27 protein-coding genes are annotated in these 24265 nt (G+C 31.4%); 23 read left to right on the top strand and 4 right to left on the bottom strand.

The genetic code is table 11. The features are described 5' to 3' along the window. From SD960_RS20085 to SD960_RS19985, 21 genes are all read left to right on the top strand, one after another. A complete protein-coding gene (locus tag SD960_RS20085; protein ID WP_318805596.1) occupies positions 1 to 4164 on the top strand; it encodes a DUF6531 domain-containing protein in 4164 nt (1387 codons plus the stop codon). Positions 4165 to 4174: 10 nt separating this feature from the next. Next, positions 4175 to 5104 (top strand): hypothetical protein, encoded by a 930-nt coding sequence (locus SD960_RS20080; protein WP_318805595.1) that lies wholly within the window; start codon positions 4175 to 4177, stop codon positions 5102 to 5104. Between the two features lie 240 nt (positions 5105 to 5344). Further along, the gene (locus SD960_RS20075; RefSeq protein ID WP_318805594.1) at positions 5345 to 6121 is read left to right on the top strand and encodes an RHS repeat-associated core domain-containing protein; all 777 of its coding nucleotides are present in this window, start codon (positions 5345 to 5347) and stop codon (positions 6119 to 6121) included. Beyond that, positions 6112 to 6783: a hypothetical protein gene (locus tag SD960_RS20070; protein WP_318805593.1), complete on the top strand. Its 672-nt coding sequence runs from the start codon at positions 6112 to 6114 to the stop codon at positions 6781 to 6783. Before SD960_RS20075 ends, SD960_RS20070 begins: the two co-directional genes overlap by 10 nt. 242 nt (positions 6784 to 7025) lie before the next feature. After that, a complete protein-coding gene (locus tag SD960_RS20065; protein ID WP_318805592.1) occupies positions 7026 to 7595 on the top strand; it encodes an RHS repeat-associated core domain-containing protein in 570 nt (189 codons plus the stop codon). 7 nt (positions 7596 to 7602) lie between these two features. After that, a complete protein-coding gene (locus SD960_RS20060; RefSeq protein WP_318805591.1) occupies positions 7603 to 8190 on the top strand; it encodes a hypothetical protein in 588 nt (195 codons plus the stop codon). A 121-nt stretch (positions 8191 to 8311) separates the two neighbouring features. Further along, positions 8312 to 9211 (top strand): RHS repeat-associated core domain-containing protein, encoded by a 900-nt coding sequence (locus tag SD960_RS20055; protein WP_318805590.1) that lies wholly within the window; start codon positions 8312 to 8314, stop codon positions 9209 to 9211. 5 nt (positions 9212 to 9216) lie between these two features. Continuing rightward, positions 9217 to 10098: a hypothetical protein gene (locus SD960_RS20050; RefSeq protein WP_318805589.1), complete on the top strand. Its 882-nt coding sequence runs from the start codon at positions 9217 to 9219 to the stop codon at positions 10096 to 10098. Between the two features lie 39 nt (positions 10099 to 10137). Further along, on the top strand, positions 10138 to 10803 hold the full coding sequence (locus SD960_RS20045) for an RHS repeat-associated core domain-containing protein (RefSeq protein WP_318805655.1): 666 nt from the start codon (positions 10138 to 10140) through the stop codon (positions 10801 to 10803). 2 nt (positions 10804 to 10805) lie between these two features. Beyond that, positions 10806 to 11393 (top strand): DUF6707 family protein, encoded by a 588-nt coding sequence (locus SD960_RS20040; RefSeq protein WP_318805588.1) that lies wholly within the window; start codon positions 10806 to 10808, stop codon positions 11391 to 11393. Between the two features lie 37 nt (positions 11394 to 11430). Further along, positions 11431 to 11952: a hypothetical protein gene (locus tag SD960_RS20035; protein ID WP_318805587.1), complete on the top strand. Its 522-nt coding sequence runs from the start codon at positions 11431 to 11433 to the stop codon at positions 11950 to 11952. 283 nt (positions 11953 to 12235) lie between these two features. Further along, positions 12236 to 12901: an RHS repeat-associated core domain-containing protein gene (locus tag SD960_RS20030; RefSeq protein ID WP_318805586.1), complete on the top strand. Its 666-nt coding sequence runs from the start codon at positions 12236 to 12238 to the stop codon at positions 12899 to 12901. Positions 12902 to 12909: 8 nt separating this feature from the next. Continuing rightward, positions 12910 to 13344, top strand: coding sequence for a hypothetical protein (locus SD960_RS20025; protein WP_042566682.1), 435 nt, complete (start codon positions 12910 to 12912; stop codon positions 13342 to 13344). A gap of 606 nt (positions 13345 to 13950) precedes the next feature. Continuing rightward, positions 13951 to 14574 carry a hypothetical protein gene (locus tag SD960_RS20020; RefSeq protein ID WP_318805584.1) on the top strand — a complete coding sequence of 208 codons (624 nt, stop codon included), beginning with the start codon at positions 13951 to 13953 and terminating at the stop codon, positions 14572 to 14574. 50 nt (positions 14575 to 14624) lie between these two features. After that, positions 14625 to 15320 carry a hypothetical protein gene (locus SD960_RS20015; protein WP_318805583.1) on the top strand — a complete coding sequence of 232 codons (696 nt, stop codon included), beginning with the start codon at positions 14625 to 14627 and terminating at the stop codon, positions 15318 to 15320. 193 nt (positions 15321 to 15513) lie between these two features. After that, the gene (locus SD960_RS20010) at positions 15514 to 16137 is read left to right on the top strand and encodes a hypothetical protein (protein WP_318805581.1); all 624 of its coding nucleotides are present in this window, start codon (positions 15514 to 15516) and stop codon (positions 16135 to 16137) included. Positions 16138 to 16210: 73 nt separating this feature from the next. Continuing rightward, positions 16211 to 16615 carry a hypothetical protein gene (locus SD960_RS20005; protein ID WP_318805580.1) on the top strand — a complete coding sequence of 135 codons (405 nt, stop codon included), beginning with the start codon at positions 16211 to 16213 and terminating at the stop codon, positions 16613 to 16615. A 14-nt stretch (positions 16616 to 16629) separates the two neighbouring features. Continuing rightward, the gene (locus SD960_RS20000) at positions 16630 to 17130 is read left to right on the top strand and encodes an Imm26 family immunity protein (protein ID WP_318805579.1); all 501 of its coding nucleotides are present in this window, start codon (positions 16630 to 16632) and stop codon (positions 17128 to 17130) included. A gap of 12 nt (positions 17131 to 17142) precedes the next feature. Next, positions 17143 to 17493, top strand: coding sequence for an immunity 51 family protein (locus SD960_RS19995; protein WP_318805578.1), 351 nt, complete (start codon positions 17143 to 17145; stop codon positions 17491 to 17493). A gap of 120 nt (positions 17494 to 17613) precedes the next feature. Next, complete coding sequence (locus SD960_RS19990; protein ID WP_318805577.1) at positions 17614 to 18048, top strand: SMI1/KNR4 family protein; 435 nt, start codon at positions 17614 to 17616, stop codon at positions 18046 to 18048. A 40-nt stretch (positions 18049 to 18088) separates the two neighbouring features. Beyond that, complete coding sequence (locus SD960_RS19985) at positions 18089 to 18685, top strand: hypothetical protein (protein WP_318805576.1); 597 nt, start codon at positions 18089 to 18091, stop codon at positions 18683 to 18685. A 63-nt stretch (positions 18686 to 18748) separates the two neighbouring features. On the opposite strand, the gene SD960_RS19980 is transcribed toward SD960_RS19985, so the two are convergent. The 4 genes from SD960_RS19980 to SD960_RS19965 all read right to left on the bottom strand — a co-directional run bounded on the left by SD960_RS19980 (position 18749) and on the right by SD960_RS19965 (position 22117). After that, positions 18749 to 19222: a hypothetical protein gene (locus tag SD960_RS19980; RefSeq protein WP_318805575.1), complete on the bottom strand. Its 474-nt coding sequence runs from the start codon at positions 19220 to 19222 to the stop codon at positions 18749 to 18751. Between the two features lie 69 nt (positions 19223 to 19291). Beyond that, entirely contained in the window at positions 19292 to 20422 is a 1131-nt protein-coding gene (locus tag SD960_RS19975; RefSeq protein ID WP_318805654.1) for a chromate transporter, read from the bottom strand. Then, positions 20322 to 20969: a hypothetical protein gene (locus SD960_RS19970; RefSeq protein ID WP_318805574.1), complete on the bottom strand. Its 648-nt coding sequence runs from the start codon at positions 20967 to 20969 to the stop codon at positions 20322 to 20324. The genes SD960_RS19975 and SD960_RS19970 overlap by 101 nt, the downstream gene beginning before the upstream one ends. Positions 20970 to 21157: 188 nt before the next feature. Further along, positions 21158 to 22117 carry an AraC family transcriptional regulator gene (locus tag SD960_RS19965; protein ID WP_318805573.1) on the bottom strand — a complete coding sequence of 320 codons (960 nt, stop codon included), beginning with the start codon at positions 22115 to 22117 and terminating at the stop codon, positions 21158 to 21160. 99 nt (positions 22118 to 22216) lie between these two features. Between SD960_RS19965 and SD960_RS19960 the strand changes: the two genes are divergently transcribed. Both SD960_RS19960 and SD960_RS19955 read left to right on the top strand, forming a co-directional pair. After that, positions 22217 to 23515 (top strand): amidohydrolase family protein, encoded by a 1299-nt coding sequence (locus SD960_RS19960; protein WP_318805572.1) that lies wholly within the window; start codon positions 22217 to 22219, stop codon positions 23513 to 23515. Positions 23516 to 23676: 161 nt separating this feature from the next. Continuing rightward, positions 23677 to 24084 (top strand): cupin domain-containing protein, encoded by a 408-nt coding sequence (locus tag SD960_RS19955; RefSeq protein WP_318805571.1) that lies wholly within the window; start codon positions 23677 to 23679, stop codon positions 24082 to 24084. The last annotated feature ends 181 nt before the right edge of the window (positions 24085 to 24265 follow it).

Raw genomic sequence — 24265 nt, 5'->3', positions numbered from 1 at the left:
ATGTTATTGACCGATAATCATTTGACTATGGTCGTAGGGATAGATATCCATTTTACTACCCTGCCGCCTTTTAATCCGTTTCATCCTTACATAGGTATTGTTATTGATCCAGCCGATTATATTCCTTTTTTAGGCACCAGCGTACATGTCAACGGTTTTAAGAGAGGGAATTCAGATACCGGAGGAATTATTATTCCTCTGGTGCATATTCCGCTTTTTACCCCGCCATGGCTTATGACGCCTATTATCGGTCATGAAAGCATGAACTTTTTTGCTTCTCAAACCGTTTTCTCAGACAGTACGAGAATGAGTCCCAAAGGACATATGCTGATGACTTGTAATGATATCGGGATTCCGTTATCGCTGTCGCTGGGAAAAACCAAAATAGGCAAAAAAATGCTTCCTTTTGCGCCAACACTTTTTGCGCCCACTTCCTTTTCGCTTCCAATTCCAACAGGAAAACCGGTAATGGTTGGAGGCCCTTATCCGCCGGATTGGGGAGGTATGCTGACCGGATTACTGGCCAGCATAGGATTTAGTACCCTGATGAAATATGGAAAAAAAGCATTCAATAAACTTCTAAAAGGATCCGTTGGTCCCAACTGGCTCAGTAAACTTTTGTGTAAAGCAGGTTTTGAGCCCGTAAACCTTATCAACGGAGCAGTGATCTACGAAGGAAGCGATTTTGATATCACCGGTCCGATAGCCCTTAATTGGGAACGTCGCTGGTACTCAGATTCAGCGTATACCGGCTGGCTTGGCCACGGTGTGCATTGTGTATATGACAGGGCCGTGGAGTTATATCCGGAAGATGATGCCCTGGGGCTTCGTATGGACGATGGAAGAATAGTGGCATTCCCATCACTACTGCCCGAAGAAGAATTTTACCTGCGTCAGGAAAAAACAACCCTAAAAAGAACCGCAGACGGTTATCAGGCTTACGATCATAAAGGCAAACTTTTTTATGATTTTACCCTTTTTGACGGTAAAAAATACCAGCTTACGCAAATTACCAATCACGATGGGCTGTGCATTATTTTTGAATTTACAGGATATCGCCTGAACAAAATTATCGATACCGCCGGCAGGGAAATAAAAGTAAGTACCATAAACGGACTTATCCAGAAATTAGAATTGGAAGGACCCGAAGGAGACGAACTTTTGATCGCTTATGAATATGATGAGCATCAAAACATGTCTGCCATTATAGATGCTTTGGGTAAACCGACCGTTATTAAATTCCATAACCATCTGATGGTCGAGAAAACCGACCGTAACGGACAGACTTTTTATTGGGAATACGACGCTAAAAACCGCTGTGTACACACCTGGGGCGATGGCGGATGGCAGGAAGGCTGGCTTGAATACCATCCCGAAGAAGGCTACAACCTTGTAACCGATGCCAACGGAGCGGTAACTACCTACTATTATGAGCCCAACCAGTTGGTAACCCAGGTAAAAGACCCAATGGGCAACAGTGTTTTTTATGACTATACCGAGTTTATGGAACTCTATCGCGAGATCGATCAGGAAGGCCGAATTACCGGGTTCATTTACGATGAAAAAGGCAATAAAACAGGTACTGTTTACCCGGACGGTACCGAAGAAATGATGATTTATGATGACCAGAACCGTCCATCGATTGCCATTGATCCTGAAGGACAAAAGACCATTTATTTGTACCATGCCCAAAACCCGAACCAGCTAAAAACCATAATTGCACCAGACAAAACCAGTACCCATTTTACCTATAATGCTGACGGACTTTTAGCAACGGTTGCCAAGAATAATAACGAACTCGAACTGATCTACGACGAGCAATACAACCTTATTGAATGGCGTGAAAACGAGAAGAAACTAAAAACATGGGAGTATGACCATCGTGGTCGCGTACGTGCGATCTATACCCCAATGCAAATGGCAGATTATTTCAGCTATGATGCGCTTGACAGGGTAAGGCAAATTGTAGAGAAAGACAGCAATGTAATACAATTTAGCTACGATAGTTATGACGATGTAGTAGCCTTAAAAGACAACAAAAACAGCATTAAGTTTACCTACACACCATTAGGAAGTCTTTCGACAAGGGAGCAAAACGGCGTAAAAGTGCGTTTTGACTACGATAAGATGGAACAGCTTGTTGGCATTAAAAACGAAGACCACGAAGCTTATTATTTTGTTCGAAACAAAGCCGGATACATTGTAAAGGAAACCGCTTTTGATGGTATCGAAAAAAAATACAGCCGCAACCTGGCCGGAGAAGTTACCCGAATAGACCACGGAGATGGAAAATATACCGAATACGAGCAGGATGCGTTAGGACGCATTACAAGGGCCGATTATCATGACGGAACCTGGGAAACCTACTCCTACAATAAAAACGGACAGCTGATAGAAGCCGTTAACCAAAACGTAAGCATCTACTTTGAGCGAGATGCTGTTGGGCGCATTATAAAAGAAACCCAAAAGCAACAGCTCGATGCTGACGAAAACGGCATAACCCTTACATCAACGTACAATGTTTTAGGACAGCGTACCCGTTTAAGCACCAGTCTTGGCGCAGATATAAACACCCATTACAACCAAAAAGGAGAACTCGAGCGCATAGAAGCCCAAAGCAACGAACTGAAAGAACAGCACCAAGCTTGGGAAACTACGCTGAAAAGAGACGATTTGGGCAGGGAAATAGAGCGTTTTGCCACAGGCGGACTGCACATAAAAACGAGTTACAACAATAGCGGCAAGCAAAAAGAGCAGGAAGTTTTTGCCAATGGCAAACGCACCGGAGCGCGTTTTTATAATTGGGATACCAACCAGCAATTAAGAAGCGCGGTAAACCAAATGACCCAAAGTTTAACTTATTTTGATTATGATGATTTTGGAAACCTTGCCAAAGCCAGTTATGATGGAAAAGAAGAGCTGTACAAAACCCCTGATGCAGTGGGTAATTTATACAAAACCATAGACCGCAGTGACCGTAAATATGGCAAAGGTGGAAAATTGCTGAAAGACGAAAAGTATTATTACAAATACGACAAACTGGGGAATTTAATACACAAAAGTCCCCGTGATATTACCAAGCCATTAGTTTTTGAAAAAGCAACAAACTTCTTTGATAAGCTTATAGGCAATAAAGCCGAAGAAGCAAGTTTACAAGAAGAACATGAGCAGTGGCAGGACGGAGATACCGCATATAACTGGCTGGCAAACGGAATGCTCGAAAGCGTAAAAAAACCAGACGGAAAAACAGTAAGTTTTGAATACGACGCACTTGGAAGACGTACTGCAAAAATTGCAAACAAAGAAATAAATCGCTATGTTTGGGATGGAAATGTTCTTTTACATGAGTGGAAATATGATTTAAAACAAAGACCGAAACTTATAGTTGTCGATGAAGACAATCTGGTTTACGATAAACCAGAACCAATTGAAAATTTAATTACCTGGGTCTATGAAGGTGGAAGTTTTGTGCCAAGTGCTAAAATTGTAGGAGAAGAAAAATACTCCATTATAAACGATTATATTGGTCGTCCTATACAAGCATATAATGAAAAAGGCGATCTAGTTTGGGAAACCGATTATGATATATATGGAGGTTTAAGAAACCTAAAAGGCGATAGAAGTTTTATTCCTTTTAGACAGTTAGGGCAATATGAGGATATAGAAACGGCATTATATTATAATAGACATCGTTATTATAGTCCTGAAACTGGAAGATATTTGAGTCAAGACCCAATAGGACTTGAAGGTGGAAGTGCTTTTTATTCTTATGTTAGAGACACGAATTTCTGGATTGATATTTTTGGTCTTTCAACTGTATATTTAAGAAATGCAGAAGTCTATGTTGGTAAAGCAAAAAATAATGCTGCTGGAAGATATGGAAACAAATCTACTGCAACTGATATTTTTAAAGATATTCCCAATACCGACACGGCGCAAGGTGTAGAACAAATTACTTATGAAAGAATGAATAAAATGGTCGAAAAAGGTGAATTAGATCCTTTAACAAATGCGCAAAGACCTGTTGATATGGGAAATAAAAAGAAAATATTCCGTAGAGATTTGGGAGAAAAATGGTTAAAAGATACCTTTGGAGATAATTATGAAGATGTTATCGATAAAAGAGTAAAAGATCATTATAGACCTTTAAAAATGTGTAAATAATAAAATAAATATGGATATAGATAATATTGAAATTACCGATTTAAAAACTAATCTTAATCGAATTTTAAGTGATAAAATAATTGCAATTGAAAAGGGATGTAAAGAAGAAGTTTTACTAGAATTAAACAGCCAAATTAAAGGAAAAGAAATAAAGTTAGTGTTAGTTTGTGACTCTAATAAAGTGAGTACTGATATTTTAAAAAGAAACTTAGATGTTCTAAATTATTTAAATAATATTAATAGTATATCCATTTTGTCTAATTCTTCAAAAGAATTAGAAGAAATAAATAACGTTCAAAATATTACTGACTTAAATAGTTTTAAATTATCAGGGTTCTACAATAAAAATATTAACATAGAGGTTTTAAACAAGTTTAAAAATTTAAAAGTATTTGAAATTGAAGCGTTAAGTGATAGTAAGAAATATAAATTACTAGATAATTTTAATCTTGAAAAATTAGCAATAGAAAAGTTAGACTTAGCAAAAGTTGAAGTAAATCCAAACTTAAAGCATTTCAAAATTTCTAAAGAGTTGATCAATGAAAAATTATTAGCTGAAAAATACCCAAGCATTGTTAATGTTGAACTTGTTAACTGTAAAAAAATCATAGACTTTTCTTTTCTGACAGATTTAACACGCTTAGAAACTATAATAATAAATAACACTAACATCGAGGTCTTTCCTAAAGTAAGTAATAGTGTTACTAAGATACAATTGTTAACAAACAAAAAATTAAAGGATATCGAGGTGATTTTTAAATTGAGTAATTTAAGCAAAATTGCTATTACCGATTCTGCTGTAGATTTTGAAGAAATAATTAAGTTATCTAAATTAAATTTTATAAATTTTTATTTTAGAAGTAAATCAAGAACGGAAAATGATGCTTTTGAAAAAATTGCAAATGCACAAGGTTTTAATAATAATTTAGTTAATTGGTAGAGTAAATTAGGTAACTATATTAAGATTTATAAAAAAAACAGGCAACTTTTTTAGTTGCCTGTTTTTTTTATAAATATTTTTCAATAGATTAAAATAGTAAAAATTAAAAACCTGTTTTCTTATATTAAATAGTATTTTTACTACATTGAAAATTGTTATTAATGCACAAGGCTTATAGTGACAGGGTGATATGATATTAACGGATTATGATGTTAAACAAGTTACTTCTAAAGACCAAAAGTGGTTGTTAACGGTGATGATTTGGTTTACGATAAACCGGAACCAATCGAAAATCTCATTACCTGGGTCTATCAAGGTGGAAGTTTTGTGCCAAGTGCTAAGATTGTTGGCAACAACAAATTTTCTATTATTAATGATTATATTGGTAGACAAATACAAGCATATAGTGAGGAAGGAAATCTCGTTTTGGAAACTGATTATGATATTTATGGAGATTTAAGAAACCTAAAAGGCGATAGAAGTTTTATACCTTTTAGGCAGCTGGGGCAGTATGAAGATCAGGAGACAGGTCTTGTGTACAATCGATTTCGCTATTATGACTATGAATCCGGTATTTACTTATCAAAAGACCCTATTGGGCTTTTAGGCGGTAGAAGATTATATTCTTATGTTCATGATTCTAACTATTGGATTGACATATTTGGATTAACAGGAACATATATGTTTACCGATGGAACAAGTTCTTACATAGGTAAAGGACCTTCTGACCGTATGTATGCCTCTATGACAGAAAGAGTTGGAGGGAAAGCAAAAGTAACAAAGGGTATTCATGTCGATTATGGGGATAATACAAAAGGACTAATGGTTGAAGCAGAACTTATGAGAAGAACTGATGCTATTGCAGATGCTGATTATAAAAACGCAATCAATTCGCCAGGAGAAAAACTTTTAGCAGATGCTTATAAAAATGACAAAGCATTGTATAATGATATTGTAAAAAAAGCAGATGATTTTGAAGCAAAATTTAATAAAGTAAAAGGAATAAAATGTCATTAGATAAAACGATAAGAGAAAATTCGAATGGAAAATATATAACTATTCATGCGGATTACTTTAAGGAAGGTATAGATTATGCGACTCAGATAAAAATTAGTCAAATCCATTTAATTGGTGTTTCTGGAATTAAGGATATAGTTGATTTTAAGGAATTAGAAAAAATATCTGAATATCTAAAAGTATTTTCATTCATTAGTATTGTAGAAAATGTAATTAATTTAGAATCTATTTATTCATTAATAAATATTGAGAAATTATATTTTCAACATAAGCAGAAATTTAAAATAGATATATCGAGGTTTCCTAAAATTGTACATTTAGGAGGGGAATATTGGAAAGGATTAATCAATTTTAACAAAGCGTATTCATTACAAAGTTTGGTGCTTTTAAAACTTCCTAATATAAATCTAAAAGAGTTATCGGAACTAGATAAGCTACAAATACTACATGTTTACAGTTCTAAAATTCAAAATTTGAACGGTATTGAGAAGCTTCCTATTAAAAAATTGTCATTAGTAAGGAATAGTGCTTTGGAAAATATAAAGGCTTTGAAAGAGTTAGAAACATTGAAAGAATTACTTATTGAGAAATGTAAAAATTTTACGGATTATGATTTTTTAGATAGTCTTAAAGATAGAGTTGATATAAAAATAATAAAATAAAAGGTAATGCTTTAGAGATTATTAGAAAGACTTCTAGAATTATCTTAGCTTTCAAAAGCTTTTAGTTTGCATCTACACCACCCCCGGCTAGCGCGAACGTCTCGCGAGTCTACAAAGAATAAAAATAGAAAACCTTACAGAAATGTGAGGTTTTTTATATCTGAAATAATGCGCAATGATGGTGTGGAAACTCTTTCTACGCAAAGCGAATAAGCAAACTAAAAACATTAAACTCGCTATGTTTGGGATGGAAATGTTCTAATTCACAACTTGGACAATATGAAGATGTAGAGACAGGCTTATACTATAACCGTTTTAGATATTATTCTGTAAGCACTGGATTATATTTGTCTCAAGATCCAATTAGACTTTTGGGAGGGAATGCATTTTATGCGTATGTAATGGACCCAAATAGCCGGGTTGATAAATTTGGATGGTATTCAGATTTATTAGGTAGCGGTATGGGACATCATCTTATGCCTAGATCTGTAGCTAATAATTTAGGTATAACCGAATTGGCACAGACAAATTCTATTGCTTGGTATCCTAATGATGGAGCAAATACCGCAGCATTACATGGCGAGATGCATACAAATCTGATAAATGAAGGAGTGCCTTATCATGGTTCTAAATTTACTGGAACTGCTGATGATTTTTTTGATAAGGGAGCAAAAGCTTATAAAGACATTGATACCAAAGGATATATGAAGATACCAGGAACAGATGATATTTTATATGAAAATATGACACCTGGCGAAGCGTTAGATAAATTAAAAGAATTATATAAAAGCAAAAAAATACCTTGTAAATAATATTATTATGTTAGAAAAGAAATTAACTATTACAGATTACGGAATATATATAATGTCAGTAGATAAATTACTGGTTTTTTTGAAAGAAAATAAAATAAAGAGTAAAAAAATATTAGAAGTTTTTCAAAAGAATCATGATTTGTATATAAAGTCATTGCAAGAAGGTGTTTGGATTCCTATTGTACCTATTGAATCAACGAAATATATTATTAGTGAAAACGATATTTATTTCAATAACGATTGGGAAAAGCAATTTAAATATGAAAATTTTAATCTTGATTTGAGTGATAATACATTTTGGGTTGGATCGTTCGGGAATTTATTAAATTTAAATGTAGAACAATTTACAAATTCTAATAACGATAGTATATCATACCAAACATTAGATGGGATTACTTTGTATAAATCATTTAAATTCAAATTAGAAAGTGGTAAATACCTTGTTAATATAATTGGTTATAAAAGAAAAGATAAGTTAGAATATCCTGAGGCTAATTATGGTTATTCATTTGAATTTAAAAAAGTAAATGAATTTAATGGTTACTTGGATCCTAGGGAAGATGATAAATACCTATTTAATATATCAAAATATTAGATCGAGCTTATAAAAAGAACTAAAAAAGCAGGGATATTATTCCCTGCTTTTTTAGTTTGATAGAGTTTCAAATAGTTGAAATAAAAAACAGTATAAATTGTAATATTTATACTGTTTTTTAATGCTTTTAAAAGAAATAAATCGCTATGTTTGGGATGGAAATGTTCTTATTCATGAATGGAAATACAAATTAAAGGATCGACCTAAACTTGTCATTGATGGTGATGATTTGGTTTACGATAAACAGGAGCCAATTGATAATTTGATTGCTTGGATTTATGAGGATGGAAGTTTTGTGCCAAGTGCTAAGATTATTGGCGGTAACAATTTTTCTATTGTTAGTGACTACATGGGCAGACCTGTACAAGCTTATAACGAATTAGGAAATCTGGTTTGGGAAACTGATTATGATATTTATGGGGATTTAATAAACTCAAAAGGAGATAGAAGTTTTATTCCTTTTAGGCAATTAGGACAATATGAGGATATTGAAACTTCATTGTACTATAATCGATTTAGATATTATTCTCCCGAAACTGGATTGTATTTGACTCAGGATCCGATAAGATTATTTGGAGGGAATAGATTATATTCTTATGTTCATGATTCAAATGCCTGGGTCGACCCACTAGGTTTAATAAAAGCACCTTCTAGTGTTCCAAATTCTTCAGGAGTCTACACTTTAACAAACCCAACAACAGGAGAAGCATATGTTGGATCTGGACTAGATGCTAATAGTAGAATGTCTGACACCAGTCATACAAAAGCACAATCCATGTTATCTCATCCTGATACAAAAGTTGATTTTACGCCTGTAGACTTAGGTGATGCGAAAGACTGGAAAAGTCAAAACAGAATTTTAAGGCATTTTGAACAACAAGAGTTTGAAAATGTTAAAAATACGGGGCAATATGACATGTTAAACTCAAATAATCCAGAAGCCGCAATTAAAAAAACTAGAAATGCTGGTATTGTAAAAGATAAAAAAGCTTCAAAAGGACTAAAAATAAAATGTAAATAATTAATATGTACACACAAATTAAAAAAACAATTATAAATGCAGATAGTACAAATTGGTATTTTTCAATTGAAAAGCAAGATTTTGGTGGAAATGTGGAATATCGACAATATCTAGATTTTCCACAAGAAAAAGAGTACTTAGATATTAGAACAATTACTTTTTCAATTACTTCAAATGATGAGGATAAGATAAAAAAATATCCAGATTTTATTGTAAAACTTTTAAATTTAAAATCGTTAACTATTCCAATAGATTGGTTAGATAAAATAGAAATACCACTAAGTATTGAAGTTTTAAAGTTAACTTCTCCTGTATCTAAGTTTGATAGCCAGCACCAATGGCCAAGTAATTTAGTTTTAAATGATTTAAAATATTTAGCAATTCCAGAACTTGTAAAACCATATGTGTTTGATATTTTAAATTTTCCAAATATAGAATGGATAGATTACGATTTAGCTGCGGAAAAGAATACTAATAGAATTAGCGAACTATCAAAATTAAATAATTTAAAACATCTAATATTTGGGCATGCAAAAAAATTAGATATTTTCCCTTTCTTTTTTAATCATAAAATTGAGACTTTAGAATTGTTTGCATGTATTGATAAAAATTTTTTGATTGAAAAAATTATTGGATTTAAAAGTCTAAAAAGCTTGTACATTAATAATATTTCTGTTGTTTTTGATTGTACGATTTTACTTGAATTAGAAGAATTAGAAGAATTAAATTTATTAAATATTAAAAATGTTATCAATGTTGAAAAAATATTGGAACATAAGAATATAAAAAGAATATTAATTAAATCTTGTAATAATCCATTTAAAGGAATAGGGAAAAATGTTTTTTTTGAAAAAGGATATAGCTCGTTAGTTATAGATTACGCCTAATTTTCCTAAACTCTTCTGTACAACGCAAATCAGTAAACTATAAAAACCTCGCGATATTGGCGAGGTTTTTTATGCTATGATGAATTAGGAAATCTTGTTTGGGAAACAGATTATGATATTTATGGTGATTTAAGAAACCTAAAAGGAGACCGAGATTTCATTCCTTTTAGGCAGCTTGGGCAGTATGAAGATGTAGAGACAAGACTTTATTATAATAGACATCGTTATTATAGCCCTGAAACTGGTGGATATATTTCTCAAGACCCAATAAGATTGTTTGGAGGAAGTAAATTATATGGATATGTTCACAATCCAAATGGCTTTGTAGATATATTTGGATTAAATAAATGTACAATATCAGCAGGTGATGGCGTTACGCATGATATTGTTGCAACAATTAAAAGAAGTGATTATCCTGAAACGACAAAACATATAGAAGAGGCAATAGCAAAAGGTCATCCAGAAATTGTAACTATTGACAGATTAACAGCTGGGGCAAATAGGAAAGCATCATTAGACGGAATTCCAACTAAAAAAGGATTTGACAGAGATGAATGGCCAATGGCAATGTTTAAAGAAGGAGGGTCGGGAGCAAGTGTTAAATATATAAATCCTTCAGATAACAGAGGGGCGGGTTCAGCAATTGGTAATGCTTTATCTGAATATGATCCAGGAACATTAGTAAAAATTAACATTATAGATTAAAAATGAAAGAAATAATAAAACAGATAATTGATATACTTCCTAAAGATAAAAAAATATATATAATAGCTAATCTTCTTATCTATAATTCTGAGGATTTAGAAGAACCTGAAATTCAAGAAAATTTAAACGACTTGTTATTTGCGTTGTATATTTTAAATGAAAAAGAAGCTATTTTACAATTTCAAGATTATTTTTTGGAATATGCGATAACTTCTAATAAAAATATTTGGACTTGGGTTGAATCTTCTTTAACCTTAATATCAAGAGTTAATAGAGATTTATTAAAAATTGAAGATAGTGTTATAGCTATTGAAAAAATAAAAACTGCATTTAATGTTGGAAGTGAAATGGCTGTTCAGGTAAATTCTAGAGCTAGGCAAAGAAGATTAGATGGAGACGATTTATTGTATGATAAAATTGGAGAAGCAATTTTAAGTGGAAATATTGAATTAGAATATGATTATCGAATAGTTCAATTAAAAAAACTATTCTTTATTAGTGAATTAGGTTATAGTGAAAAAATGTCTAAGTTGAAAGTTGAAAATGAAATAATAGAAAATATTAATTTCTTGAGTAAAAATATTTACTAAATTAAATTTCCAATGTTAAATAATATAGGTATTTTTTATGTCAAATTTAAATATAGTTATCTCTCTTAAAGATTTTATTGTTTATTCTGAGGAGATTTTAAAAAGCAATCATGCTTATATATATGTAGAGCAAAGAGATGTTGATAATTCAATTAGTAAAGTATTGTTAGCAAAAAATGAGTTTGATCAAATATTAAAAAATTATAACAGTAAAAATCTTAATTTTTTTATATCAACAGAGAAGCTTGAAAGTACGAATGAAAGTTTTTATGATGATGAAATTTGTCAATATGCGATTGAAGGAATGGGAGGTAGAGTAGATACAGATAGAATTGAACGAATTTCTCTAAGAATAATATCTAAATCTCCAGACAAAACAATAAAGAAACTATTTGATGCAATAAAAAATAAGTTAAAAAAAGACGAAAATTTTGGAATGGGAGTAAAAGGAAACTCAGTGATACATAGAAACTATTTTTATCAAAAAGATTTAGTAGGAAGTAAACTTTTTGTAACAGATATGTATAATGAAAAAGCACCAATAATTGAGATTGTTTAATCGATATTCTGATGTAAGCTTTTAACTCGTGTGATAAAACAATTTAAAACAAAATAAAACCTGCTAATTTAGTGGGTTTTTTGTTGTATTTATTTTATACAGAAATCGGGATATAAAAATGAAGGACACCTTTTAGACCATACGAAGATATATAGATCTGGAATGAGAACTTCTTAATATGTTTGAATGGAAATGTTTTTTTGTATGAAGGAAAATACAATCTAAAAGAGAGATCTAAAACTTGTCATTGATGATGATTTAGTTTATGACAAACCGGAATCAATTGAAAATCTCATTACCTGGGTCTATCTATGAAGGTGGAAGTTTTGTGCCAAGTGCTAAGATTGTTGGCAACAACAAATTTTCTATCATTAATGATTATATTGGTCGTCCTGTACAAGCATATAATGAAAAAGGCGATCTCGTTTGGGAAACCGATTATGATATATATGGGGATTTAAGAAACCTAAAAGGTGATAGAAGTTTTATACCTTTTAGACAGCTTGGGCAGTATGAAGATATAGAGACTTCGTTATATTATAATAGGTTTAGGTATTATTCGCCCAATACAGGAACTTATTTATCTCAAGATCCTATTGGAATAGCAGGAAATAATCCAAATTTGTATGGATATGTATATAATGCAAACAGTCAAGTGGATGTGTTTGGTTTAGATGTATTTAATCCAATTACCTGGACGGCTCCTACTAGTGGGACTGGAAACACATATACTGTTTATCAACAAGATATAGATTGGGATAGATTAGATGATAAAGGGAGAACAAATTTACAGAGAGCAACAAAAGGAACAGCTCCTTTAGGGAGTGATGGTACCGGAAAGCATCCACATTTCCCTGTTGATAGAGATGCATTTGATATAGATAGAGGTTCATATTGGAGGAAAAGAGCAAGAGTTGAAAAAGCTAGAAGAAAAATTAAATGTAAATAATCAATTTTATGTTATCAGAAAAAATTTTAAAATACTTAAAAAAGAATGCAGATTTGACATTGAAAGAATTTCAAATCAAACACGAGAACAATCTTAGAGCATTGGGCTTTAATGATAAAACAAATTCTAGTTTTTTAGAATTTATGATTAAATATAGTGATGAATATTCTGGAAAAGAAGGTTTTATCATGGATGTTGCTAATGATTTAATTGACTTTGAGAATAGTGTAACTCAACATTTAAGAAAACAAGATAATTTAAATACTAAATATTTTTCTCTTTATAATTTAGAATTGGATGACTATTTGTTGTATGATATTGAAGATGATAGTGTTAAGTTAATAGAAGGGGAAAATATGAAAGAATTATCAAATGATAATTATTTTGATAAGAAGTGGAATAGTTTTAATGAATTTTTAGAATACTTTTTTAAATTAAATTGATAAGTACCCGCTCTACAAGCCTATTGAAATATGTGGGAATATCTCCGGGCTTCGAATTTCTAAATTGAATTGGTAACCATAAAAGAGAAACCTTGCCATTCCGGTGAGGTTTTTTAAACTCTTTTCTTTCTGTTGACATAATTAATAAATTATAGTCAACTTTTTTTAGGACAAGACAAAACATAAAAAAACCTCGTCAGTATAACGAGGTTTTTTTATGTCAAAGTAAAATCTCAGATAAAGATTTAGTTAGAGGTATTGAACAAAGAGGTGTTGAAGAAAATGATTTATTAGGCTACGGTAGTGATAAAGCAAGAGATAATAAAATAAATGGTACTTCTGAAGCGAAACAAGGAACTGTTACTGGGAAAGATAGGCTACGTCAAGCAGATAAGTTTCGTAACGGTAAAAAAGTAAGCGAATTGCCATCTCTTCAAGAGTTAGAATTTGACAGTAAATTTAGAGGTTGTAAATAATTGATATGCAAGAAAAACTAGAAAATATCCACGATATTTGGATTGATAAATTGTTTAAGAATACAAAAAATGTGTTAAAGAAAAGGTTATTGAATCTTTTATAGGAAGTTTTATCTCCAATAAGCATGATTTGAGATCAGCTTTACCAGTTTTTGCAATAATGCAAACATTCCCTAATCATAAATTTGTTTTAAGGGAAAATCAAGATTTAAGAAGAGAATCTCCATGTGGAATTTGCTCAACAGCTTATGGTTATCCTAAAGAACTTGAAGAAGAAGATATAGAAATACTAAATATGTCCGTAAATACAGGGGGATTAATAGGTCATCGACTGACTAGTTATTTCTGTTATTTGCATTATTTTAACAAAAAAAAAGAAAAAGAAAATATAAAGATTAATGGCGAAGATATTCGAATTTTTTCTGAAATAATTGATATTATACTTAAAGCAGAAGAAGGTGATACCTTAAAAAAAGAAGTTCAGAAAAACATAGGGAAAATTAAGGGCTTTAAGACGACAATAGAAGACCGAAAAGTTTTACTAGAAACTTTAGGGTACTGTAGTATTTTGGAGACTGAAAAATACAAAGGCTTATTAGAAGAATATACTAATCTTGCTGTTGCCCCAAGAAAAACCCATAGTTCTGATTGGAATTACCCTGTAGATTTCTGGCTTGGTAAAGATGGTATTAATAAAGAGGCTTTTAAGTTTTGGTTTGGAGATTATAAAGAATTAGAAAAGTATTGGAAATAAATCATCCATTAGATGTTTTTTAGTAATTAAAATAAATTTGATTATGTCATATGTCAAAAAGAGCAACACCTTGGAAAGAAGGTAAAATTATTAGTATAGAAACAAGAAAAGGCATATTTGTATTGGCTCAAATGTTAAAAGAACCTTATATAAGGTTTTATAAAGCCTTTAGAGAAGATGAGAATTGGGGGAAAGTTGATACAAGTATTTTTGATACATTAACTGTAACTGCTGTAATAGCACAATTTCTAAAATCTAGTAATATATCAATAATAAAAGAAGCAATACCTGATACTAAAAGAGAAGATTCAGATACTTGGATAAAGCAAAATAGTGGATTCAGGAAGGTTAAAACATGGGCTGGAACAGAAAATGAATTAGAATTTACGATAATAGGGGAGAAATCAGGAGGTAGTTTAGTTAAAAAAAATTTATGGTGGTCACCAACACCTGGTAATCCCACAAGACCCCATCCAAGCGGTGTTATTGATTCTGTAATATTGGAGGATATACCATTAAATGCAAATGATATTATTGATAAGCATGATTTAACAAATTTAGCTGTTTATCCTTCATTAAATGAAAGACTTTATTTATGTTATAAACTAGATAAAAATGTAGATCCTTATAAAGATTTAGTTTTCAATAGAGAAATCCCTGAAGAATATAGCGTAGCGATAGATATTTTGTCAGCAGGAGGGAATGCTGAAAAAAAAGAAAGTATATTAAATACTTATTTTAGATAATTTAGTAAGCGCAAGCTTTTATAAGAGAATAACAACAAAACCCGCTAATTTAGCGGGTTTTGTTTATCAAATAGCTCTTTGAAATTTGTATAAACGTTATTATTAATCGTTTTTATATATTATAATTTTTTTTGAGTTTTTTCATGTTAAAATTAAAAATTAATGCTTATGTTTGAAATGAAATGTCATTAATATGGAGAATATAATTAGTGTTAAAATAAAAAAACAATTAGATATTATTTTAGCGTTAAAAACTCAAATAGATAATTGGAAATCTTACACTGAACAAGAAGTTTCTCAAATAGTTAAGGAATTTGAGAAAAAACCTAGAGATGAAGGATCATTTTGGTTTGAAGAAACGTTATCTGATAAAAAGCTGGCTTCTAATTTAGTTGCTATCGCAAATAAATATCCAGAAAATACAAAAATGAATGTTTATGTAGTTTCTGCATTGGGTAATATGATAAAAAGATACAAATTAGAATCATCCCAAGAAATCTTTAATTTTTTTTTAGAAAAAGCTCAAGCAAAAGAAATTGCTCTTTATGTATCTTTCTTTTTGCCATACTTGCCTCAATTTGATAAGTATGAAAAAAAATGGGAATATATTATGTCTATTAAAAATATTAAACCTTTAAAAGATTCCGAAACCTCCTTTAAAGAAAGAATCGAATTTTTCTTAAACCAGTTACCGAATAAATATGTACAAGAAACGATTGTTTTTTTTGAGCAATGCATTAATGACGCTAAAAGTGATTATTCAAAAAACATGTATACAGAATTAATTGAGAAATTGCTATCGAGATCACTTACTTGATTGTTTCAACGAAAGTTAGATTAATATATTCTAAGACGCAGGTTAATTTGTTAAAAAATAATTTTATGGTAATATGTATAAATTAAATATACTTCCATTTATTGGAACTGAAACTTATAAATTAGGAATGTTATTTGATGAAGCCAAAAAATCCTTGAATGATCAAATTCAAATAATCGAAAACAAAAAAGAAAAGAAAATAATTGATGGAATGGGAATGGTTTCAATGAAATTTACAAATGATGAATTAAGTGAATTTTCAATACTGGAAAGTGATCAGGTATTTTTTGAAAATCTAGATGTTTTTTCAGATACTTTTCATGAAATATTTAAGCAAAATTATGATGCTGTTTATAAATATGGTTTTTTAATATTTGATCAAATTGGAATAGCACTTTCAGGTTATGCTGAAAAGGAAGAACAAAAAACAATAACCGTATATAGAAAAGGAGCTTGGAATCATATATTGGAAATGTGAAAATATCAGTAATTATGAATTATTTAGAAGAAAAAGAAGGAAATATATTTTGTCTACCATTGTTTTTATCAAATGATTTTAAAGATAATAGAAAGAATTACTCTCGTTCTAAGTATGATTCTAATTTAGAATATGCTTTTGGAAGATTAATTGAAATTAATAAATCTTCAGGAGATTTAATAGAAATTTTTAATTATATAGGAACGATACCCGAGAATAATAAAATAATATTGGATTCAGGTTTATTATTTGAACCTATTCATATAGCTATGGCATTTAGTAAAAATAGATGGAGATTTATTTTTGAAACAGAGAACTATAATAAAGAAATAGATTCTAATTATAAAGAAATCTGTTTTTTATTAGGAGATAGAGATCTACCAATTCTATGGAAAGGAGGAAATAAGTCTAACATAAATATAGAGGAAGCCAAAAAATATAAAAGGTGGGTAGTTCATCATCCGACAAGAATTGAAGATGCTATTAGGAGCAAAGATTTTTCAATGATTATTTAAAAATAGTACAGTATGGATATTAGTAATTTTAAAGAATTAATTATCCCGTTTTTTTGGGTAGAACATGATAAAAGTGTCTCGGTATGTGTAAACGTAGGAGATTACAAAACGGAAATTTTTGAGACAAGAGAAGAGGAAGGTTTTGAAGGAAATGGATATGACTGGGCTTCATTGGCACAAGTTTTTTTGGAGGAGAAAAAACCTGAGTTTATCAATATAGTTAAGTTTGACCCAGAAGGGAGTATGTTTTGTGCCTACTCTTCTGATGCAGATGCGCTGAAAACATTTATTATATCATTTAAAGAAGCTTGTGAGGATAAAACATTGATACTTGATTTGTTTTCAAGGGCAGAGTTAGATTGATATATTTTAAATATTAAATAGTAATAAAAAGACTGCTTGAAAATTATTTTTTAGACAGTCTTTTTACATAGAAATCATACAATATTAAAAGACATTAAACAAAGAGAGGAAAAATGAGGTATGAAACAAGAGTTAATAAGTAAAATTAAGTTAGCATTATCGACTAATGATTTTTTCGCCGGTAAATCTGTTAATGAAGAAACAATTAAAAAAGCTGAAAAGGAACTTAATGTGAATTTTGATAATGACTATGTTCAATTTTTAAGGCTTTTTGGTGGCAGTTACACAGGTTTTCCAGTGTATGGTTTTAATAACTGTGAAATGTTATCAGAGGAAACAGTAATAGATTTGACAAAGGATTTTAGAAATAGTTATTCAATAGATAACAGGTGCGAATTAATACAATTGAGTTATGTTATTTCTATAAGTGGAAATGGAGATCCTGTATTTATTTCGCCAGATAATAAAGTTTGGATATATTATCATGATGATGATGAAACGGAAGAATTAAATAAGTCTTTTGAAGAACTAATAGAACAAAATTTGATGGTGTAATTGTATGATACACCAACAATAAGAAAAAGTCATTTTAGTTATGAATAAAAAACTAGTACAAGAATCTATAAGTTTATTAAATTTTGAGAAAACTAAAGAATTCAGTTTCTTTTGTTTAGACAGAATAATAGATTTATATGCAGATGTTGATTTAAATATTGATATAAGTAAAGCTGATAAAAATATTCAAAAAGGAACAGCTTTTCTAACTTTAAAGTCTATATATCAATTTTTAAAAGAAACAAATAATCCTTCAGTTGCCGAAATTAAAAATAGAATAAATATCTGTTATTCATTAATCTTAGATGTTGAGGATATTTTTGATAATGACGTACCAAATACTGTTGCTTCATTAGTAGCCCAAGGATTGGATTATTTATTAAATTTTGAATTAGAAAAGAGTGAAGATTTTATTTATAATTGTTCTGAGAATAATTTAGAAATTCTTAATCAATTAAATTCTGAATATTTTTTTAAAGTTATAAATTGTGATGAGGAAGATTTAGATGATTTTTTAGATCCAATTTTTGAAAGTGAGTACAAAATACAATTACAAGCATTTGATTTAATAAAAGAAAATAAAAAAGATGAATTAAATATTCTAGCTGGAAACACGATCATAAGCAAACCAGAATAGAAATAAATTTACAACCAATAAATTTGCTAAATAAAAAAAGAGGCTATCAAAAGCCTCTTAATTTTAGTGTTTTCCGTTTCCTTTACCATTTCCGTGGCCGTTGCCATTTCCATTATTTCCCTTGTCTTTTCCTTGTTTATTATTTCCCTTTCCTGGTTTTTGTCCAATCGTTTTTTGAGGTTTTCCTTTATAACCTTTTCCGTATTTTACTTTATGCGTTTTAAAATTGTCATACGGGGTATTTCCTCTATAGTCTGTTAGTACTACTTTATACTCGTTGTAAAGATCATAATTTCTATAAACAGAAGGCAATGTTCTGGCTCTTAACCATTTTCCGTTACTGATGTAAATATAATTTGAAGTGCTTACATCATAATAAGTTTCTAGATCCGGCAAATAATAATAACGTGCCTCATTATAACCAACAGGACCCCATGCCGGAGGTGTACCAATATTGACATTTACATTCACTTGCGCATTTGAAAAATGAATAGTCAAAAGAAAAAAACCTATGAATAAATATTTTAATGATTTCATAATTTTGTTTTTTAAATTATTAATAATGATAGTGAAACAAAAAGCGTACCTAAAGTATTATTTACCTTTTTAAACGATGGCTATTTTAATGATTACTCCTAAAACAGCCGCAATAAGAATGATATAAGGTTCTTGAATTTTTTTTATATAAAGTAAAGAAAAAATAGTTGCAATAGCTATTAGAATGGTAGGAATATCAATAATGTTCCTTTTTGCAATGACAATTACAGATCCTACCAAAGCGCCAATCACGGCAGCAGTTATCCCTTCGACAAATGCTTTGACAGATTTGTTTTCGGCAATTTTTTTAAAGTATGGCGCTAATGCAATTGTAAACAAATAACAGGGTAGAAATGTTGCCAATGCAGCTGTTAAGGCTCCTAGAAATCCGGCAACCAGATATCCTATAAAACCTACTGTAATAACAACCGGGCCAGGAGTAATCATGGCTACAGCCACCGAATCCAGAAATTGCTGTTCGGTGAGCCAATGGTTTTCTGTTACCACGCCCGCATGCAAAAAGGGAACAATAGCAAGTCCGCTTCCAAAAACAAAGGCGCCGGCCTTGCCAAAGAAAACAGCAATTTTTACAAGTAAAGTACTTTCATGATTCCAAAAAGCAAATTGAAAAAGAACTATTGAATTTACTGTTTTTGTATTCCACCATTTAGCTGGTGCTTTTATAAACATATACAAAAGTCCGGCGGCAATAAATAAAAGTACCTGTTCTTGTTCGGTTATATAAGTGATAATCACTGTAAAAATAAAAAAAAGCCATAAAAGCCACTTAGATTTAAAAGACTCCAAATTAAATTTCCCGATAGATTTTAAGGTGAGTTTATAAGAACTCAACGCGATAATTCCTATTACGGCAGCGCCAACACCATAAAATATAGCCTGAATCCAGGATAAACCACCATAGGCCTGATAAACAATTCCGAGGAGTAAAACCATTATAAAAGAAGGCAGAACAAAGGCAAATCCAACCAAAGTCGCCCCTAATATTCTATAATGTACAAATCCAATATAAATTCCTAATTGTGCCGCCAAAGGGCCAGGCGCTAATTGTGCCAGTGCCAAACCTTGTTTGTATTCTTCTTCAGAAATCCATTTTCTGTTTTCTACTAAATCCCTGTGCATATAACCCACCAGAGCAACGGGACCGCCAAAGCCAATTGTGCCAAGCTTTAAAAAGTACAAGATTAATTCCCGTAAGGTATATTGTTGATTTTCGCTCATGATAGTAGTATTTAAAAAGCAATCCCAATTGGAAACCTATTGTAAAAGAAGCGGGATGATCATTGCCAAAGCGAACAGGTAATGGTACTGCCGCATAGTAACTGCAGGTTTTATTTTTTATGATGGTTTTATTAAATACCGGAGTAACACCGTACCTGCCGCTGCTTTCAAAAGCAGCCCTTCCGGCAAAAGTATAGCCATTGCCCAGAGCCACAAGAACACCGGGATGAAATAATAAGTTAGTTACTTTGTCTGTTCCCTGATCGTCTTTTATGTTGGGAACTATTTCAAAAGAGAATCCGATTTTTTCACTTTTCCAGATGTTAATTCCGGTTGGAAAACCAACAGCATAATAATCTCTAAAATTGACATTGGTTTCATGTTCACTAAAGCTAACCACCGGATGCATTATCCCAAAATAGCCTGTAATTTTTGGATAAACTGTTTGTGAAAATAAAACCGGGCTTATAAGCACGGCAAGCAAAAGGAGTAAATATCTGAGTGACATAGTTTTGTTTTTAATAATAAAAACAAAACTATAACTATCAAATCACCGTAAATAGAATCTTATTTACCTTTTGTATCTGGATTACTTTTCTTTATTTTTTTGGTAAAAAAATAGGAGGGATTGATTTTAATTTCGCTTGAAATTTGTTTTAAATCAAATAGAAATTAAGCGTCAGTCTAATCCTGAATTCATTTCTTTTTTTGAAAAGATTTGGGCTTCATTCCGATATGTTCTTCAAAAACTTTAGCAAAATGGCTTAAGTTAGAAAATCCCACACTAAAACCAACTTGTGAAACAGACATTTCGTTTTCTTTTAGTAATCGTGCAGCTTCTTTCATTCTGAATTTTTGGTAATAACTGAAAAAACTGTCCCCAAATATTTGTTTAAATAATCTTTTAAACTTTGATTCGCTCATTCCTATTTGAGAAGCAAGATCTTTAATAACCGGAGGTTCATTAATATCGGTTAAAATCAGATCTCTCACTTTATAAATTTTTTGAACATCGATTTGGTTCAGGGCGTGCGTGGTAGGATTTTCTCTTTTAAAAAGCTCTTTTAAAGTGAGATATATTAATTCCTCGGCTTTAATTTTAAAGAAAAAATCACTTAAAGAATCCCGAACTTCAGCCTGAATAATTTCCAAAGCTACTTGTTGGATTTTTGGAGAAATTAACTCTTCAAAAAGAATGGATTGTTCGCTGTTAATAATGTTTTTAAAAATTTCATTATCAATATGTAACCCTAAAATTTTTGCTAATTGCTCTGAATCAATTCCGATAAAAATAGAATTGAATTTGGTTCTGCCCGGATAAAATGTTTCAATATTTAGTTTTCCTTTAAAAATTTGAATCGAAGGCAAATCTTCTCTTGAATATTTATTTTTTGAATGAGCGTCCGGAAAAATATTATTAAAAGAAAATAGAATTCTGTTTAATGTATTTTGACCTCCAAATCTCTTGGCAAGCAGATTATCATTATACTCATAAAAACTGACAAGCATATTTATTGAATTATCTAATCTAAATCCCATTAGATATCCTTTGCCTTTAGTTTCGGGTATTACTAATAGTCCGTTTTTTACTTCGGTACCTAATAAATCTGAAAAACCTTCTAAAAAACCGAATTCTTTTCTAACATTTAATTCCATTTATTTTGACCTTTTAGAGCTGTTATTGTGTCAAATGTAGCTATTTTAACCCTTATTGATTAGATAATTTTGGCAAAAAATAATTTAAAAAAATACAAAATGACAAATACTAAAAGTAAGGCCATCATAAATGCGAACGTGTTTGATGGTAAAAATGTGATTGGTAAAAAAAACGTTGTTTTTATCGACGGTGTAATTGTTTTCGTTGCTGATGAATTGCCACACGATATAGATGAGGTGATCGATGGAACGGGATGTACTCTTCTGCCGGGTTTAATAGATGCCCATGTTCATACATCAGTTGAATTTTTAAAAGATGCATTAAAATTTGGTATCACCACCGAGTTGGAAATGATGGGAGGGTTTACCAAAAAAGGACGTGATACACAATTAAAAGGAATCACTGGTGCTGCAGATGTTCGTTCTGCAGGAATGGGCCTGACAGCTCCCGGCGGTCATCCTGACGAGCTGATTCCTAAAGGGAATGGAATTCCTGAATTTGTGTTAAAAGAAATGGAGAAAATGAGCGAAGAAGAAAAAGCCATATTTATAGCTGCCCACCAGGCTCAGAAAGAAGAAGAGGAATTAGGCCCCGATGTTACCTCACTTGAAGGAGCGATAGATTTTGTGAATCGTCAGGTAAATAATGGTGCAGATTATTTCAAAATAATGATTGAGGAAGGAACCGTAATGAATGCTCCGGGCTTACCTGTTATTGAAACTCACGTATTAAAAGCGGCAGTAGACGAAGCTCATAAATTAGGCAAAATTGCCATAGCGCACGTTTTAACAGCCGAAGCAGCAAAAACAGCTGTAGCAATTGGTGTTGATGGACTGGCTCATTTATTTATTGACAGACCCGATTGGACACAAGATCTTATAGAATCAATTGCCAGCAAAGGAATTTTTGTAACGCCTTGTCTGGTATTGAATTCATCGATCATAGGGAATTCTGCCTGTCATGTTGCGCATGATGAAAGAGTTGAAAACAAATTAAATGAAGACTGGAAAATGACAATGTGCTCTTGTTTCAATACTTTTCCGGAAGGCAATATGGAAGATAACTTTAATAACGTGAAAGATTTACGCGATGCAGGCGTAGATATACTTGTTGGAACAGATGTATCGGTACCGATGCCTCATTTGGGCGGTCTTGCACATGGTGTGAGCGTTCATCATGAAATGCAGCTGTTGGTAGAAGCCGGATTAAGCCCAATTGAGGCATTAAGATCTGCAACATCAGTAACGTCCAAAAGATTTAATTTATCAGACAGGGGATTAATTGCCGAAGGAATGAGAGCTGATTTACTATTAGTTAAAGGTGATCCTACCAAAAATATTTCAGATTCTCTGTCTATAATGGGTATATGGAAAGAAGGTGAATCTTATCACATCTAATCTTTCAGGATTTTATAATCCATAATACTCATAACTCCACTTTTGTCCACTTCATTACTCCGTTTGTCCATTCGGGCTATAATGTCATTTTAATACAAGTAATGCCTTGGTACTTTTGATAAGGAAATTAATAAAACAACAAATTAAATAAAACTAAAAACATGAAAACTTTAAATTTTGCATCGACCGCAGTTTCTGCTCTTAGCTTTTTAGCATTAATTATTACAAGTACTGCTTCTGCCCAGCAATCAGGAATAAAACGCACTGATTTACAACGTTACGATCTTAGCGTTCCCGGATACGAAACGGTTCAGGCACGTATTGATTTTGAAGCTCATACCGCTTTTGGAAAGCACTCTCACCCGGGTGAGGAAGTTATTTATGTCCTTGATGGCGAATTAGAGTATGAGGTTGAAGGTCAGTCTCCTGTTATTTTAAAGGCTGGAGAAGTACTTTTTATCCCGGCAGGCGTAGTGCACTCAGCAAGAAATAACAGCCACGCAAAAGCTTCTGAACTGGCAACCTATATAGTAGAAAAAGGAAAACCAGTTCTGGTAATGAAAAAGTAATAATAAATCACGATTATAAATATAATTTATAAGTATTAAAAATTATTAATTTGATTTATAATTAAGAAATCCGCAATTTTGTCCTGTCAATAAGAAATGACAGAGATAAAAAATCAAAACTTTAAAATAACAATTAAAACACAAAACAAATGAAAACCAATTTAAAAACAATCGTAACAAC

Source organism: Flavobacterium sp. MMLR14_040 (assembly GCF_033657265.1).
GTDB lineage: Bacteria > Bacteroidota > Bacteroidia > Flavobacteriales > Flavobacteriaceae > Flavobacterium.
The sequence above is the reverse complement of the archived record's forward strand: the minus strand, read 5'-3'. Positions and strand labels throughout refer to the sequence as shown.